At 58.0% G+C, this 12,866-nt stretch carries 12 protein-coding genes; 8 read left to right on the forward strand and 4 right to left on the reverse strand.

The features are described 5' to 3' along the window. Positions 1-64: 64 nt before the first annotated feature. The 5 genes from uhpA to OGY07_RS10905 all read left to right on the forward strand — a co-directional run bounded on the left by uhpA (position 65) and on the right by OGY07_RS10905 (position 6,195). The gene (uhpA, locus tag OGY07_RS10885; RefSeq protein WP_042287167.1) at positions 65-658 is read left to right on the forward strand and encodes a response regulator transcription factor UhpA; all 594 of its coding nucleotides are present in this window, start codon (positions 65-67) and stop codon (positions 656-658) included. Further along, entirely contained in the window at positions 655-2,157 is a 1,503-nt protein-coding gene (gene uhpB / locus OGY07_RS10890) for a signal transduction histidine-protein kinase/phosphatase UhpB (RefSeq protein ID WP_200035967.1), read from the forward strand. The genes uhpA and uhpB overlap by 4 nt, the downstream gene beginning before the upstream one ends. A gap of 9 nt (positions 2,158-2,166) precedes the next feature. Beyond that, positions 2,167-3,495, forward strand: coding sequence for an MFS transporter (locus OGY07_RS10895; protein ID WP_042287162.1), 1,329 nt, complete (start codon positions 2,167-2,169; stop codon positions 3,493-3,495). 141 nt (positions 3,496-3,636) lie between these two features. Further along, a complete protein-coding gene (gene uhpT, locus OGY07_RS10900; protein ID WP_181822302.1) occupies positions 3,637-5,028 on the forward strand; it encodes a hexose-6-phosphate:phosphate antiporter UhpT in 1,392 nt (463 codons plus the stop codon). 162 nt (positions 5,029-5,190) lie between these two features. Beyond that, positions 5,191-6,195, forward strand: a complete 1,005-nt coding sequence (locus OGY07_RS10905; protein WP_286600520.1) for an alpha/beta fold hydrolase — start codon at positions 5,191-5,193, stop codon at positions 6,193-6,195. Here OGY07_RS10905 and OGY07_RS10910 read toward each other — a convergent pair. Beyond that, positions 6,183-7,085 carry a LysR family transcriptional regulator gene (locus OGY07_RS10910; protein ID WP_181822304.1) on the reverse strand — a complete coding sequence of 301 codons (903 nt, stop codon included), beginning with the start codon at positions 7,083-7,085 and terminating at the stop codon, positions 6,183-6,185. The genes OGY07_RS10905 and OGY07_RS10910 overlap by 13 nt on opposite strands. Before the next feature lie 99 nt (positions 7,086-7,184). Between OGY07_RS10910 and OGY07_RS10915 the strand changes: the two genes are divergently transcribed. The 3 genes from OGY07_RS10915 (at position 7,185) to nepI (ending at position 9,526) form a co-directional block, all read left to right on the forward strand. Continuing rightward, positions 7,185-7,637: a DUF1198 domain-containing protein gene (locus OGY07_RS10915; protein WP_205612640.1), complete on the forward strand. Its 453-nt coding sequence runs from the start codon at positions 7,185-7,187 to the stop codon at positions 7,635-7,637. A gap of 97 nt (positions 7,638-7,734) precedes the next feature. After that, complete coding sequence (locus tag OGY07_RS10920; RefSeq protein WP_003861040.1) at positions 7,735-8,262, forward strand: SRPBCC domain-containing protein; 528 nt, start codon at positions 7,735-7,737, stop codon at positions 8,260-8,262. A 64-nt stretch (positions 8,263-8,326) separates the two neighbouring features. Then, positions 8,327-9,526, forward strand: coding sequence for a purine ribonucleoside efflux pump NepI (nepI, locus tag OGY07_RS10925; RefSeq protein WP_042287396.1), 1,200 nt, complete (start codon positions 8,327-8,329; stop codon positions 9,524-9,526). 59 nt (positions 9,527-9,585) lie between these two features. Here nepI and OGY07_RS10930 read toward each other — a convergent pair whose 3' ends face one another. The 3 genes from OGY07_RS10930 to gmuD all read right to left on the reverse strand — a co-directional run bounded on the left by OGY07_RS10930 (position 9,586) and on the right by gmuD (position 12,862). Next, positions 9,586-10,965: a carbohydrate porin gene (locus OGY07_RS10930; RefSeq protein WP_286600525.1), complete on the reverse strand. Its 1,380-nt coding sequence runs from the start codon at positions 10,963-10,965 to the stop codon at positions 9,586-9,588. 199 nt (positions 10,966-11,164) lie between these two features. After that, positions 11,165-11,467 (reverse strand): PTS lactose/cellobiose transporter subunit IIA, encoded by a 303-nt coding sequence (locus tag OGY07_RS10935; RefSeq protein ID WP_008786514.1) that lies wholly within the window; start codon positions 11,465-11,467, stop codon positions 11,165-11,167. 12 nt (positions 11,468-11,479) lie between these two features. Then, a complete protein-coding gene (gene gmuD, locus OGY07_RS10940) occupies positions 11,480-12,862 on the reverse strand; it encodes a 6-phospho-beta-glucosidase GmuD (RefSeq protein ID WP_286600527.1) in 1,383 nt (460 codons plus the stop codon). Positions 12,863-12,866 lie beyond the last annotated feature (4 nt).

The raw sequence follows: 12,866 nt of genomic DNA on the forward strand, positions 1-12,866 counted from the left end.
TGAACACCCGCGCGCTTATCGTTAAGGTAAGCGCGTTTTTTTATCCGCCCGCCAGGAACGCGCTATGACCACCATCGCCCTTATCGACGACCATCTTATCGTCCGCTCTGGATTCGCCCAGCTTCTGAACCTTGAGCCTGATTTTCAGGTGGTGGCTGAGTTTGGTTCCGGGCGTGAGGCGCTTGCTGGCCTGCCGGGGCGCGGCGTGCAGGTGTGTATCTGCGACATCTCAATGCCTGACGTTTCCGGGCTGGCGTTGCTGAGTCAACTGCCAAAAGGCATGGCGACCATCATGCTTTCGGTACATGACAGCCCGGCGCTGGTGGAGCAGGCGCTAAACGCCGGCGCACGGGGATTTCTTTCCAAACGTTGCAGCCCGGACGAGCTGATTGCCGCTGTGCATACGGTTGCGACCGGCGGCTGCTATCTGACCCCGGATATCGCCATCAAGCTGGCTGCGGGCAGGCAGGATCCGCTGACAAAACGCGAGCGTCAGGTGGCGGAAAAACTGGCGCAAGGGATGGCGGTCAAAGAGATTGCCGCCGAGCTGGGCCTCTCGCCTAAAACGGTGCACGTGCATCGCGCGAATCTGATGGAAAAACTGGGCGTTAACAATGACGTTGAGCTGGCGCGCAGAATGTTTGACGGCTGGCAATGAACACGCATCTTTCCCGATTTATCACCGTAATCGCCTGCTTTTTTATCTTCTCCGCCGCCTGGTTTTGCCTGTGGAGCATCAGCCTGCATCTGGTGGAGCGCCCTGAGCTGGCGGTGCTGCTGTTCCCCTTCGGCCTGCGCCTGGGGTTGATGTTGCAATGCCCGCGCGGCTACTGGCCGGTGCTGCTGGGCGCGGAGTGGCTGCTGGTTCTCTGGCTGGCGCAGGAAGTGGCGCTGGCGCACCCGATATTATTGATGATCGGCAGTGCGCTAACGCTGATACCGGTGGCGCTGATCTCCCGTTACCGTCACCAGCGCGACTGGCGCACATTGTTGCTACAGGGGGCGGCTCTCACCGCAGCGGCGCTGTTGCAGTCCTTGCCCTGGCTTGGGCAGGGAGAGCAGGCGTGGAACGCCCTGCTGCTGACGCTCACCGGCGGCTTAACGCTGGCCCCCATCTGTCTGGTGTTCTGGCATTATCTCACCAGCGCCATCTGGCTGCCGCTTGGTCCGGCGCTGGTTTCGCAGCCGGTAAACTGGCGCGCCCGGCATCTCATCTGGTATCTGCTGCTGTTTGTGGTCAGCCTGTGGCTACAGCTTGGTCTGCCTGCTGAATTATCGCGCTTCACGCCGTTTTGTCTGGCGCTGCCGATCATCGCGCTGGCCTGGCACTACGGCTGGCAGGGAGCATTGATTGCGACGCTGATGAACGCCATCGCGCTGATCGCCAGCCAGACCTGGCACGATCATCCGGTGGATTTACTGCTTTCACTGCTGGCGCAAAGCCTCACCGGACTGCTGCTTGGCGCAGGGATCCAACGCTTGCGCGAGCTGAACCAGTCGCTGCAAAACGAACTGGCGCGCAACCACCGTCTGGCGGAACGGCTGCTGGAAACTGAAGAGAGCGTCCGCCGGGAGGTGGCGCGCGAACTGCACGATGACATCGGTCAGACCGTTACCGCCATCCGCACCCAGGCCGGTATCGTTCAGCGACTGGCGGGAGATAACGGCGGCGCGAAGCAGAGCGGGCAGTTGATCGAACAGCTGTCGCTCGGCGTGTACGATTCGGTACGTTGTCTGCTGGGGCGCCTGCGCCCGCGTCAGTTGGACGATCTTACGCTTGAACAGGCCATACGTTCTTTGATGCGTGAAATGGAGCTGGAAAGCCGCGGCATCATCAGCCATCTCGACTGGCGGATAGACGAGTCTGCGCTCAGCGAAAGCCAGCGGGTGACGCTGTTCCGCGTCTGTCAGGAAGGGCTGAACAATATCGTCAAACATGCCAGCGCCAGCGCGGTCACGATACAGGGCTGGCAGCAGGACGAGCGCCTGATGCTGGTGATTGAAGATGACGGCTGCGGCCTGCCGCCGGGCTCCGGTCAGCAGGGATTTGGCCTGACTGGTATGCGGGAACGCGTGACGGCGCTCGGCGGTTCGCTCTCTATTTCCTGTACTCACGGCACGCGCGTCAGCGTTTCGTTGCCGCAGCGTTATGCCTAAGGAGCGGCGATGTTTCAGTTTTTAAAGGCCCCGGCCAGCGCGCCGTTGATGACCGATAAACAGGAAATTGATGCCCGCTACCGCTACTGGCGACGGCATATTCTGTTAACCATCTGGCTTGGCTATGCGCTGTTTTATTTTACCCGTAAGAGCTTCAATGCCGCCGTGCCGGAGATCCTCGCCAGCGGCGTGCTGACCCGCAGCGATATCGGTCTGCTGGCGACGCTGTTTTATATCACCTACGGTCTGTCGAAGTTTGTGTCGGGTGTCGTCAGCGACCGCTCGAACGCGAGATACTTTATGGGGGCAGGACTTATCGCCACTGGCATGGTGAATATTCTTTTCGGCTTTTCCTCCTCGCTGTGGGCGTTTGCGCTACTGTGGGCGCTGAACGCCTTTTTTCAGGGATGGGGCGCGCCGGTGTGCGCGCGTTTGCTCACCGCCTGGTACTCGCGCAACGAGCGCGGCGGCTGGTGGGCTATCTGGAATACCGCACACAACGTCGGCGGCGCGCTGATCCCCATCGTGATGGCCGCCACCGCGCTGCACTACGGTTGGCGGGCAGGGATGATGATTGCCGGAACGTTGGCGATTGCCGTCGGCATTGTGCTGTGCTGGCGGCTGCGCGACCGCCCCCAGGCCGTGGGTCTACCGCCCGTGGGCGACTGGCGGCACGATGCGCTGGAGATTGCCCAGCAGCAGGAGGGCGCAGGCCTTAACCGTAAAGCGATCCTCACCAAATACGTGCTGCTTAACCCGTACATCTGGCTGCTGTCGCTCTGTTATGTGCTGGTGTACGTGGTGCGCGCGGCCATCAACGACTGGGGCAACCTGTATATGTCTGAGACGCTGGATGTGGATCTGGTGACCGCCAACTCGGCAGTGACCATGTTCGAGCTGGGCGGATTTATTGGTGCGCTGGTGGCGGGCTGGGGCTCGGACAAACTGTTCAATGGCAACCGTGGCCCGATGAACCTCATTTTTGCCGCCGGGATCCTGCTTTCCGTCGGCTCGCTGTGGCTGATGCCGTTCGCCAGCTACGTGATGCAGGCGGCGTGTTTCTTCACGACGGGCTTTTTCGTTTTTGGCCCACAAATGCTAATCGGCATGGCGGCGGCGGAGTGTTCGCACAAAGAGGCGGCGGGCGCGGCCACCGGCTTTGTCGGGCTGTTTGCCTATCTTGGCGCCTCGCTTTCCGGCTGGCCGCTGGCGCAGGTGCTGGAGATCTGGCACTGGACGGGATTCTTTGTGGTGATTAGCGTGGCATCGGGCATTTCTGCACTCTTGCTGCTGCCATTTTTAAACGCACAGGCGCCGCGCATGGTCAGCGAAGCGTGATGTACCTCACCTTTTAACCGCAAACGGGACAAAACTAAGACATTTTCCCGGTTTTACCTGGACGCTGTCTCAGGCTCAATTCCCGGCTGATTTTTACAATGCCTGCCATTCGCAGGTAAAAAATTAGCTCGGGAGAGATCTATGCTGGCCTTTCTGAATCAGGTGCGCAAGCCGACCCTGGATCTGCCGCTCGATGTGCGGCGTAAGATGTGGTTCAAACCGTTCATGCAGTCTTATCTGGTGGTCTTTATCGGCTACCTGACCATGTACCTGATCCGCAAAAACTTTAACATCGCCCAGAACGACATGATCTCGACCTACGGGCTGAGCATGACGCAACTGGGGATGATTGGCCTTGGCTTCTCCATCACCTATGGGGTGGGGAAAACGCTGGTTTCTTATTATGCTGACGGTAAGAATACCAAGCAGTTCCTGCCGTTTATGCTGATCCTCTCGGCGATCTGTATGCTCGGCTTCAGCGCCAGCATGGGCAGTGGCTCTGTCAGCCTGTTCCTGATGATCGCCTTCTACGCCCTGAGCGGTTTCTTCCAGAGTACCGGCGGGTCGTGCAGCTACTCCACCATTACCAAATGGACCCCGCGGCGCAAGCGCGGCACCTTCCTTGGCTTCTGGAACATCTCTCATAACCTCGGCGGCGCGGGCGCGGCTGGCGTGGCGCTGTTCGGCGCGAACGTCCTGTTCGACGGCCACGTGATCGGTATGTTTATCTTTCCGTCGGTTATCGCCCTGATTGTCGGCTTTATCGGCCTGCGCTTCGGCAGCGATTCCCCGGAATCTTACGGTCTCGGCAAAGCCGAAGAGTTGTTCGGCGAGGAGATCAGCGAAGAGGACAAAGAGACCGAAGAGAACGAGATGTCCAAATGGCAGATCTTTGTTGAATACGTGCTGAAAAACAAAGTGATCTGGCTGCTGTGCTTCTCGAATATCTTCTTGTACGTCGTGCGCATCGGCATCGACCAGTGGTCAACCGTGTATGCTTTCCAGGAGCTGAAGCTCTCGAAAGAGGTGGCGATTCAGGGCTTTACCCTGTTCGAAGTGGGCGCGCTGGTCGGCACGCTGCTGTGGGGCTGGCTCTCGGATCTCGCCAACGGCCGTCGCGCGCTGGTGGCGTGTATCGCGCTGGCGCTGATTATCGCCACGCTCGGCGTATACCAGCACGCCAGCAACCAGTATGTCTACCTGGCGTCCCTGTTTGCGCTCGGCTTCCTCGTCTTTGGCCCGCAGTTGCTGATCGGCGTGGCGGCGGTCGGCTTCGTGCCGAAAAAAGCGATCGGCGCCGCCGATGGGATCAAAGGCACCTTCGCCTACCTGATCGGCGACAGCTTCGCCAAGCTGGGCCTGGGGATGATCGCCGACGGCACGCCGATTTTCGGCCTCACCGGCTGGGCGGGCACCTTCGCGGCGCTGGATGCGGCAGCGATTGGCTGTATCGTCCTGATGGCGATGGTGGCGGTGCTGGAAGAACGTAAGATCCGCCGTGAAAATCGTGCCCAGAAATTAAAAGTAGCCTGAGTGTGCAGGTAACTTCTTTGCCCGGTGTGGGATGCCGGGCTTTTTTGTTCTGAACTCCACTCTTTACCCCGCTTTACACACCCGCTCCGTCTGATGCTCTACAGTGTTATTTTGCTGCCGCCTTTCGCGCAGCCTTTGGCCTTTATTTCCTGGAGAGCTTGCATGATGTCCCGACGATTATCCTGTCTGGCGCTGTTGATGGCGCTGGCGCCCCCCGCAATGGCTGCGGATGCCCCCACATACGGCGAGAAGCTGGAAGGTTTCGACTACGGCTGGCCGGTAAAACACTTTACGTTTACCTCGCAGAATCAGTCTCTGGATATGGCTTATCTGGACGTGAAGCCGGAAAAACCTAACGGCCGCACCGTGGTGCTGATGCACGGCAAAAACTTCTGCGCCGGAACGTGGGATGGCACGATCCGCGCGCTGTCGGCGAGCGGTTATCGGGTGATCGCTCCCGACCAGATCGGCTTCTGTAAATCCACCAAGCCGGAGAGCTATCAGTTCACCTTCCAGCAGCTGGCGGATAATACCCATGCGCTACTGGAGAAGCTGGGCGTTGAACGGGCGACGGTGATCGGGCATTCCACCGGCGGCATGCTGGCGACCCGCTACGCGCTGATGTGGCCGCAGCAGGTGGAGCAGCTGGTGATGGTCAACCCGATAGGCCTGGAGGACTGGAAAGCGCGCGGCGTGCCGCATATTACGGTCGACCAGTGGTACCAGCGCGAGCTGAAGGTCAGCGCCGACGGCATTCGTCAGTACGAGAAAAATACCTACTACGCCGGAGAGTGGAAGCCGGAGTACGAGCGTTGGGTCACCATGCTCGCCGGGCTGAACAACGGGCCGGGAAAAGAACGTGTGGCCTGGAACTCGGCGCTGCTCTACGACATGATCTACACCCAGCCGGTGATCTACGAATTTAGCGAACTCAACATGCCGGTATTATTGATGATCGGCACCAGGGACAACACCGCCATCGGGAAAGATCTCGCCCCGCCGGAGATCCGCAAAACGCTCGGCAACTATGCGGTGCTCGGGAAGGAGACGGCGAAGCGCATCCCGCACGCGACGCTGGTGGAATTTAACGACATGGGCCATGCGCCGCAGATGCAGGACCCCGCGCGCTTCCACGAGGCGCTGCTTAAGGGGCTTCAGGCTCGCTGACTGGTTTGCAGTAACAGCCCGCGCAGCCACGCCTGCGCGGGATTGCGGTGCGTTCTGCCGTGCCAGGCCATGCTTTTGGTAAAGCCAGGCACGGGAACTGGCGTCTCGCAGACGAACATCCCCGTCTGATTTTCCGCGATGCGTGACGGCACGACGGCAATCATATCGCTGAGGGCCAGCACGTCCGGCAGGACTAAAAAGTGGCTCACCGAGAGTCCCACGTGCCGCGTCCGGCCAATTTTCTCCAGCGCGCTATCGGTTACCCCGCGAAAGCCGTCTCCCTCGTAAGAGACCAGCACATGCTCAAGGGCGCAAAATCGGTCTACCGTCATTGGCTCTCCGGCGTTTGGATGATCGGCGCGCATCATGCATACGTACCGTTCATCATAAAGCGCACGGCTGTGAAGCTCCTCGGGCGTGGTATGGGGGGTGATCAACGCCACGTCAATATCGCCCTGCTCAAGCTGGCTGACAAGGCTGCCGGGGGTAACGGGCACCACGCGCACGCGGATGCCAGGCGCCTGTGCCTTAAGGGCGGCGATAAACGGCACAACAACCGCGCGCAGGGCGTAATCCGTAGCGGCAAGAGTGAAGGTGAGGCGAGCGGTATTAGGGTCAAAGGCAACGGGCTGAAGCAGTACGTCGATATCCGCGAGAATGCGCTTCACCGGAGCGGCCAGCGCTTCCGCGCGCGTGGTTGGCACCATGCCGTGCGGGGCGCGGATAAAGAGCGGATCGTCGAAGTAGTCCCGCAGGCGGTTGAGCATGCCGCTGACCGCAGGTTGGGTCAGAGCAAGACGCGCCGCCGCGCGGGTGACGCTGCGTTCATCCAGCAGAGCGTCGAGCGTTTTCAGCAGGTTAAGATCCAGCGTGCGCAGATCCGCTTTCATGACGATTTTCCACCTCTTTTCCGTTCACTATTATGGCGCTGCCCGCTGTCGACGCATTGCGTTTCCCGCTATGATGAGCGGCTAGTCTAAGGAGAACGCATGGTCTGGATAATGCTGGCAACGCTTGCCGTGGTGTTTGTGGTTGGGTTTCGCGTCCTGACTTCCGATTCCCGCCGCGCCATCAAACGTTTAAGCGAGCGTCTGGGAGTCACCCCGATGCCGGTCGAGTCGATGATTGACCAGTTCGGCAAAACGCCGGGCAATGAGTTTATCCGCTACCTCGAGCGCCCCGACGAGGCGCACCTGCAGAATGCCGCCCAGGTGCTGCTGATCTGGCAGGTCTGCGTTGTCGACGGTAGCGAAGAGAATCTGCATTCCTGGCACCGCATGCTGCGTAAAGCCCGTCTGGCCGCGCCGATCACCGATGCGCAAATCCGCCTCGCGCTCGGCTTCATGCGCGAGATAGAACCCGATCCGCAGGAGCTTAACGCCTTCCAGCTGCGCTATAACCAGCTTTTCCTCCCGGAAGAGGGCGTGTTTTATCTTCACTGATATCACGAAACGTGATGAAGAGTATAAAGCATCGTCATTAGATTTATATCTGCCACAGGCGCACCATCACCTCATCCACTCGCTGATGAGGTGAACCATGAAACAATCCGCCATTATCTGGCCGAACGACTACCTGCCAGGCACCACCGATAACTTTGCATCCAACGAAATCATCGTCGCCGGGCTGAGCGCAAAAGAGATTTGGGCGCAGCTTAACGACACAACCCTGTGGCCGAACTACTACAGCAACGCCGAAGATATCCGTTTTCACGACGGCAGCGGTCCGGAACTGAGCGCCAACGCTCGCTTTCGCTTCACGACCTTTGGCTTCCCGGTTGAGGCGCAGGTCACGGAGTATGTTCCACCCGTGGACGGTGAAGCCGCACGGATCGCATGGCACGGCTGGGTGGAGGGCGATGCCAGCTCGCGTCTGGATGTGATCCACGCCTGGCTGTTTGAAGACTTGCCGGGAAACCGCGTCCGTATTCTGACTCAGGAGTCACAGAAAGGCGTTCCTGCACAGGAACTTGCTCGCACCGTGCCGAATCCGATGATTAACGGGCACCAGGAATGGATCGTCGGGCTGGCGAATGCGGCGATGCAAGAAAAGTTGTCGAAACGTTAAATTCGTCACACTTTTGATGATAAACTGCGCGACTTTTCCGCACGTTTTTATCTCAGGTGATGCCATGACAGAACATATCCAGCCCACAATTCCACCGCAGGCCAAAGCGGTTTCGCGCCCAAACTGGTCGGCGGTCTTTGCCGTGGCGTTTTGTGTAGCCTGCCTGATTACCGTTGAGTTTCTGCCGGTTAGCCTGCTGACGCCGATGGCGCAGGATCTGGGCATCACCGAAGGCGTAGCCGGGCAGTCGGTGACGGTGACGGCGTTTGTCGCGATGTTCGCCAGCCTGTTTATTACCCAGATCATTCAGGCCACCGATCGCCGTTACGTGGTGATCCTGTTTTCTGTGCTGTTGACGCTCTCCTGCCTGCTGGTCTCTTTTGCGCATTCCTTTACGCTGCTGCTGGTGGGGCGTGCCTGCCTTGGGCTGGCGCTCGGTGGATTCTGGGCGATGTCGGCGTCGTTGACGATGCGACTGGTGCCGCCGAGAACGGTGCCGAAGGCGCTGTCGGTAATTTTTGGCGCGGTCTCCATCGCGCTGGTGATCGCCGCTCCGTTGGGCAGCTTTTTGGGTGGGATTATCGGTTGGCGCAACGTCTTTAACGCTGCGGCAGTGATGGGCCTCCTGTGCATCGTCTGGATTGTAAAATCGCTGCCGTCGCTGCCCGGCGAGCCGTCACATCAGAAGCAGAATATGTTCAGCTTGCTCAATCGCCCAGGGGTGATGGCCGGGATGATCGCCATTTTTATGTCCTTTGCCGGACAGTTCGCGTTCTTCACCTATATTCGCCCGGTGTATATGAATCTGGCGGGATTTGATGTCGATGGCCTGACGCTGGTCTTGCTGAGCTTCGGAATTGCCAGCTTTGTCGGTACTTCGCTCTCGTCCGTTATCCTCAAACGTTCGGTGAAACTGGCGCTGGCCGGTGCGCCGTTGGTACTGGCGGTGAGCGCGCTGGTGCTGACCCTGTGGGGGGACGATAAGACGGTAGCGGCAGTCATTGCGGTTATCTGGGGACTGGCGTTTGCGCTGGTGCCGGTGGGCTGGTCGACATGGATCACCCGTTCGCTTGCCGATCAGGCAGAAAAGGCTGGATCCGTTCAGGTCGCCGTGATCCAGCTTGCCAATACCTGCGGGGCTGCGGTGGGAGGCTATGCACTCGATAACCTCGGCCTGCTGTCGCCCCTGATGCTTTCCGGCAGCCTGATGCTGCTGACGGCGCTTCTGGTGGCAGCGAAAGTGCGCATAAAGGATATGCAATGATCGCCTGAGCCGAGAGCTGGCCTACCTGCAGGTAGGCCAGCTACATCCACATACTGCCGTCAGAACCACGCTTCCCACATCGCGCCAATGTTGAAATCATCCAGGGTTTCGTCATCCGTACCGTTCACTCGCGCGGTGCGGTCGTTTTCCACCTTGCCGCCCGTCACATAGAAGCGCAGCATCGGACGGAACTCCGGCCCCATCGCGATCGACATGTTCTGTGACAGAGTCAGCTTCCAGCCTGAGTTATCGCCGCCGGTGTCATAATCGACACGCTGATAACCCGCCTCCAGCCAGGTAGAGTGGACGTCGTTCCAGAAATACATTGGACGCACGATCGCGCCATAGTTCTTACGGTTTTCACTCTGATCGGAACTGTTGTCGTAGTCATGGAACGCCAGCAGATACTCCACCTGCGCCTGCTGCGTGAATTTGTGGCTACCTTCGAAGCTGGCGTAAACGGTGGTCAGATCGTCGGTTTTGTTGTAAACGCTGTTATCTGAGTTGTCGGAATAGCGGGCGATCACTTTGTTCACTCCGCTGTCGTTAGTATGGCTGACCACAAACGCGCCTTGCCAGGCTTTCAGGCGCTCTTCGCTGTCGACGGCTTTCGAGTCAAAGCCGTAGTTGGCGTAGATTTCCAGATCCAGCGGGCCGAGCTTCATGCCGTGAATTTTCGAGGTCACTGCATAATTGCCCTTATCGCCAGTGCCGGAGCCGCCGGTACAGGTAATGCGCGACGGGTTCGCTTCGTCTTCCATGACTTCCGGGCTGCACGACTCCACCGCGGCCACGGTCGCCACGTCAAACTGGACGCCGCCAATGTCGACGTTTTTCACCCCGGCTCCCTGACCGTCGTGGTTCATCCAGAAATAGTCGTTGATACCCTGTTGAGGACGCTGGTGGAAGTCGCGGCCCGCCCAAATGTAAGCGTTCGGGTTAGAGGCCAGCACGTTCGTCACGCCCGCGTAGGCTTTTTTGAGGTTTACCTCATCGCCCCAGTGGTCGATCATTACGTTAATATCCCAGATGGCGCCGTTATCGCTTTTGAAGGCTTTCGACAGTTGGAATTCCCCGCCGTTGCTTTCATTACCCAGACGACCAATCGCCGACGCGCCGTTATAGGAACCGTCGACGCCGACATATTTCTGATCGCCGCTCTGGAAGTGCGCCCCGTAGCGCGCGTAGCCGCTAAATTTCACGCCAAAGGGGATGGCCATATCCGGAGACTGGGCGGCGCTTTGCGGTTCGTTAATGACATCGGCTTTCTGCGCTATCGCGGCGTCCATTTTCGCCTGCCGCTCCGCCAGCGCTTTATCCACGGCTTTAGCGACGATAGCGTCGATCTGTTCCTGAGTAAATTCCTGTGCGAGCGCAGATATGGGACACAGCGCGGCCATGACCGCCAGCGTTACTGGAAGTTTTTTTATCATGTTCATGGTTATCTCATTGGCACTTTATCCTTCAGGCTGCTTTCGCATTCTGAACAGATGTGACCATTAATTTATTTTAAGATAATAACCATCCCGTCTCGGTTTAATTGCTATCACCAAAACAAGTTGATCTGTTTTTTATATAAAGGGTACAGAAAACGTTTATTTAATCGTGGTGTCGTCTCCGTGTATTATTTAAATGAATTTAGCGTTGATAGAGATGAATAATTTCCTCTGATAGCTCGCGGGCTAGCAGCGACGTCATTAAATGATCCTGCGCATGCACCATAATTAATGTCATCGGTTGCCGGGCTTCCCCGGCATCCTGTTCGATCAATTTGGTTTGCATGTGGTGAGCCTGACGCGCATAGCCATCAGCCTCACGAAGCAGGCTTTTCGCTTCGTCAATGTTGCCAGCGCGCGCGGCGTGCAGCGCCTCAAAGCAGAGGCTGCGTGACTGTCCGGCATTGACGATGATTTCCATTACCGCTTCTTCTAATGCAATCATGATGTTCTCGTATTAATCGAATCCATTACTGGCGGCAGTTTTCGCAAACCACTCGCCGCTCTTTTTCACCGTACGCTGTTGCGTGTCTAAATCTAACTGCACAAAGCCGTAGCGGTTTTTATAACCATTGAGCCATGACCAGTTATCAATAAAGGTCCACATATGGTAGCCAAGGCAATTGCAGCCTTCGCTTATTCCTTTATGCAGCCATTTAAGATGTTCTGTGACAAACTCAATACGGTAGCTGTCGTTAATTTTCCCGTCCTGAATAAAGCGCTGTTCGTTTTCCACACCCATGCCGTTTTCGGAAATAAAACAGCGCGGATTGCCGTAATTATCCCGCAGGTTGGTAATAATATCGTAAATACCCGGCTCATAAATTTCCCAGCCGCGATACGGATTCATTTTACGCCCCGGCATTTCGTAATAATCAAATAAACACTCCGGCATAAACGGCGCGTCAGGATTGACGGCGCTGTCCCGGCACTTCACCCGGCGCGGCTGGTAGTAGTTGATCCCCAGCAGATCGATTTTGCCGTCGGCGATCAGCTGCGCGTCGCCGGGCTGGCAGGCCGGAAGCTGGTCGTACTCTTTCAGCAGCGTCACCAGGTCCGCCGGATATTCCCCTTTCAGCACCGGGTCGAGGAAGCTACGGTTAAACAGCAGGTCCGCATGGTGCGCGGCCTTCACATCCGCCGGGTTTTGCGAGCGCGGATAGGAGGGCGTCAGGTTGAGGACGACGCCGATCTCACCGTCATAATTTCCGGCGCGATACGCTCGCACCGCCGTAGAATGTGCCAGCACGGTGTGATACGCCACGGTAGCTGCGCGTCTGAAATCCACCACGTTCGGGTAATGGAAGTCATACAGATAGCCGCCTTCAACCGGTACAATCGGCTCGTTGAAGGTGAACCAGTGCTTCACCCGGTTGCCGAACAGGTCGAAACACGTTTGCGCGTAGCGGCCAAACGCGTCCACAACATCGCGGTTTTCCCAGCCGCCTTTTTCCTGCATCACCATCGGCATATCGAAGTGGAACAGGGTAATAAACGGCGTGATGCCCTGCGCCAGCAGCGCGTCGATAACATTGTTATAGAAGGCCACCGCCTCGGGATTCACCTCGCCGGTACCGTCCGGGATAAGACGTGTCCAGCTGATCGAAGTGCGAAAGCTGTTATGGTTTAACTGCTTAAGCAGTGCGATATCCTCTTTCCAGCGCTGATAAAAGGTCGAGGTGTTCGTCGGGCCAACCCCCTGATGGAAACGGCCAGGCTGGCGATCGAACCACGCATCCCATGTGGTCTGGCTTTTGCCGCCGTTCAGGCTATCCCCTTCGGTTTGCAGCGCTGAGCAGGCGCTGCCCCACCAGAAGTTTTCAGGAAAACGGTATCTCATTGTT

The sequence above is a fragment of the Citrobacter sp. Cs237 genome, from assembly GCF_030332325.1.
GTDB lineage: Bacteria > Pseudomonadota > Gammaproteobacteria > Enterobacterales > Enterobacteriaceae > Citrobacter_A > Citrobacter_A sedlakii.